Source organism: Acinetobacter marinus (assembly GCF_900096915.1).
Taxonomy (GTDB): Bacteria; Pseudomonadota; Gammaproteobacteria; order Pseudomonadales; family Moraxellaceae; genus Acinetobacter; species Acinetobacter marinus.
Window position 1 is genome coordinate 1 of record NZ_FMYK01000021.1, and the last position, 2,580, is coordinate 2,580.

Genomic DNA, 2,580 nt, shown 5'->3' on the forward strand with positions numbered 1-2,580 from the left:
TAAATTCTGGAGTATATCGTTTACTGCTCATAAGCACCTCGTTAATTAGCCATTTTATCTAACTAAAAGGTGTCTACAAAATCGGTGGCTATTCATAGCTTAAATAATACAAAATTTAATGATGTTCTTTGTCTAGTAGATTCACCTGAATTTTGTAAATTAAAAGTTTATGCGCCTGAAGGAAAATACGGATTAAAAAGTAGCGTATTAGTTCACCCTGAAAATTATGATCTTGCAACAAAAGAACCTTTTTTTAAAATTCAAGTAGCTCAAAGAAAAAAGAGTCCTGATTTAGGTTGTATTCTCCCATTACCTTGTATTACCTCTATTCCATGGACTGCCTCAGATCTACCTCAGTGGTTTTTGGAACATTTCGAGTTATTAGATGCTGATACTAAAAAAAAATTCGTAACAACCTTCGCTCAAACTAGGAAGAATATATTCTGGGTAATCTTTAACATTGATACATCCTCAGGAAAATCTTGGTTTGGACTAAAATTTCAATATAAAAAATCTAAAGTAAACAAAACTTTTCCACTCAAATTAGAAAGTTTCACTGAATGGAATATAGAGGCATGCTCGATTAAATTATTTGATAAATCAAGCTTAATACCCCGTGGCGGTGCTTTTTGTGATCTTCAAGACAAACACGTTTTATTAGTAGGCTGTGGGTCTGTAGGTGGTTATATAGCAGATCAGCTAGCATCATGTGGATTAGGGAATCTAACTCTTGTCGATTCCGATACCCTTTCCATAGAAAATATATACAGACACTATCTACCAATAGAATATTTACATCAATACAAAACTATAGGACTACAATTTAGAATAACAACTAAATATCCTTGGGTTAACGTAATCCCTGCTGATGGATGTTTGCTCGAGCTGAGAAACGATTCTATTATCAATAGATATGATCTGATTATCATTGCTATAGGCTCACCAACAAAAGAACGGATATTTCATGATTACTGTATAAAGAATGAAGTAGAAACAGCCATAATTAATACATGGACAGAAGGCTATGGTGTTGGGGGACATGCAGTTTTAGATATTCCTGAGCAAAAAGGATGCTTAAGATGTGCTTATGTAGATAATGAAAATTTATGTAGAGGCTTAGTTTCTAATCTTAATTTTTTAAAACCAAATCAAGATTTAACTAGAAATCTTTCAGGATGTGGAAATGCCTTTCTACCCTATTCAAACTTATCTGCCATTCAAACCGCTAGTATCACTACAGATTTAGCCTTAAAATTTTTACAAGGGAAAGTCAAAGATTCTTCAAAGGTAAGCTGGAAAGGTTCTGATCTAGACGCTTTAAATGAAAATTTAGAGTTAACTGATCGTTATTCTAGCTTTTCAAAATCATTACTAGTCACACCACTATTGAATCCAGAATGTGATATTTGTAATGAATGACCAATTAACTGTTCATGTTTCTGACGCTACTGTTCATATTAATAAAGATATCATTGAAATATGGGAAGAGTATCGTCAAATCTCATCTGAAGCTAAAGAAGCTTGCGGAATATTGATAGGACATCAAATTCAAGGTACTGAAATCTTTCAAATAGAATTTGTTACTACTCCACAAAAACTAGACATTAGAACTAGGTATAACTTTGTGATGAAAGATCCATTTCATCAGAGGTTTCTCGATACAAAGTATAAAGAATCTAATGGTACATCTGTTTATTTAGGCACATGGCATAGCCATCCAGAATCGATACCTACACCATCTTCGATTGATAAGCAAGATTGGGAGAATTGCATAGCGAGAAATCATAATAGAAGACTATTTTTTGTAATCGTAGGCATTAAAGAAGTTAAAATTTACACTGATCAAAATAGCTATTTAAGTACATCTTCAGCCTTGAGGTTTTAATAAAAAACATGAGTGACACCAATTCTTTGCCTAAATTTGAACTAATACAAAGTAAACTAGAACCATTGGATAACTTACTAACAGCCAAATCATATATCGATGGAATAAAATCTGTTTTAACTTGGGATAGAGTCGGGCTATTCATAAGCCAATCAAACAAAAACTTATTAATCTTATTAATTACCTCAGAAAAAATCGAATCTCTTCTGCGGGTTAATCTCTGCGAAATAGATTTGTTAAATTTTCTAGATTACCTTTCAGGTACTCGATCTACTATCGAGCTAAGAGCTACGGATAATATTTTAACATCCGATGATATTGTAAACTTAGAAACGATAAATTCTCTATGGACAACATATGAGTTTTCTACCGTAAGTCTAAAGACGAAGTCATTAAAAATAAAGTTTATAAAAGACTTTTACAGTAATAAGAAAAAGACTGGCCGAGGTAAACAATTCACTAGTAAAACTATCACTAGCTTAATGATTGATAGTCATGGACGCTGTATGTTTACAGGCTGTGGTGAGCGATTAGATATAGATCAGCTTACAGGAGCAAAGGGAAACTTTGCTTATAATGCACATAATATTGCATCTTCAGACTGAATAGCCACCGATTTTGTAGACACCTTTTAGTTAGATAAAATGGCTAATTAACGAGGTGCTTATGAGCAGTAAACGATATACTCCAGAATT

At 32.9% G+C, this 2,580-nt stretch carries 3 protein-coding genes; all 3 read left to right on the plus strand.

The features are described from left to right. Positions 1-84 precede the first annotated feature (84 nt). From BLQ60_RS13920 to BLQ60_RS13930, 3 genes are read left to right on the plus strand one after another with little or no spacing between them, the layout of a single operon-like run. Positions 85-1,419 carry a ThiF family adenylyltransferase gene (locus BLQ60_RS13920; RefSeq protein ID WP_244516064.1) on the plus strand — a complete coding sequence of 445 codons (1,335 nt, stop codon included), beginning with the start codon at positions 85-87 and terminating at the stop codon, positions 1,417-1,419. Next, the gene (locus tag BLQ60_RS13925) at positions 1,412-1,885 is read left to right on the plus strand and encodes a Mov34/MPN/PAD-1 family protein (protein ID WP_092621883.1); all 474 of its coding nucleotides are present in this window, start codon (positions 1,412-1,414) and stop codon (positions 1,883-1,885) included. Before BLQ60_RS13920 ends, BLQ60_RS13925 begins: the two co-directional genes overlap by 8 nt. An 8-nt stretch (positions 1,886-1,893) precedes the next feature. After that, positions 1,894-2,490: a hypothetical protein gene (locus BLQ60_RS13930; protein ID WP_213030482.1), complete on the plus strand. Its 597-nt coding sequence runs from the start codon at positions 1,894-1,896 to the stop codon at positions 2,488-2,490. Positions 2,491-2,580 lie beyond the last annotated feature (90 nt).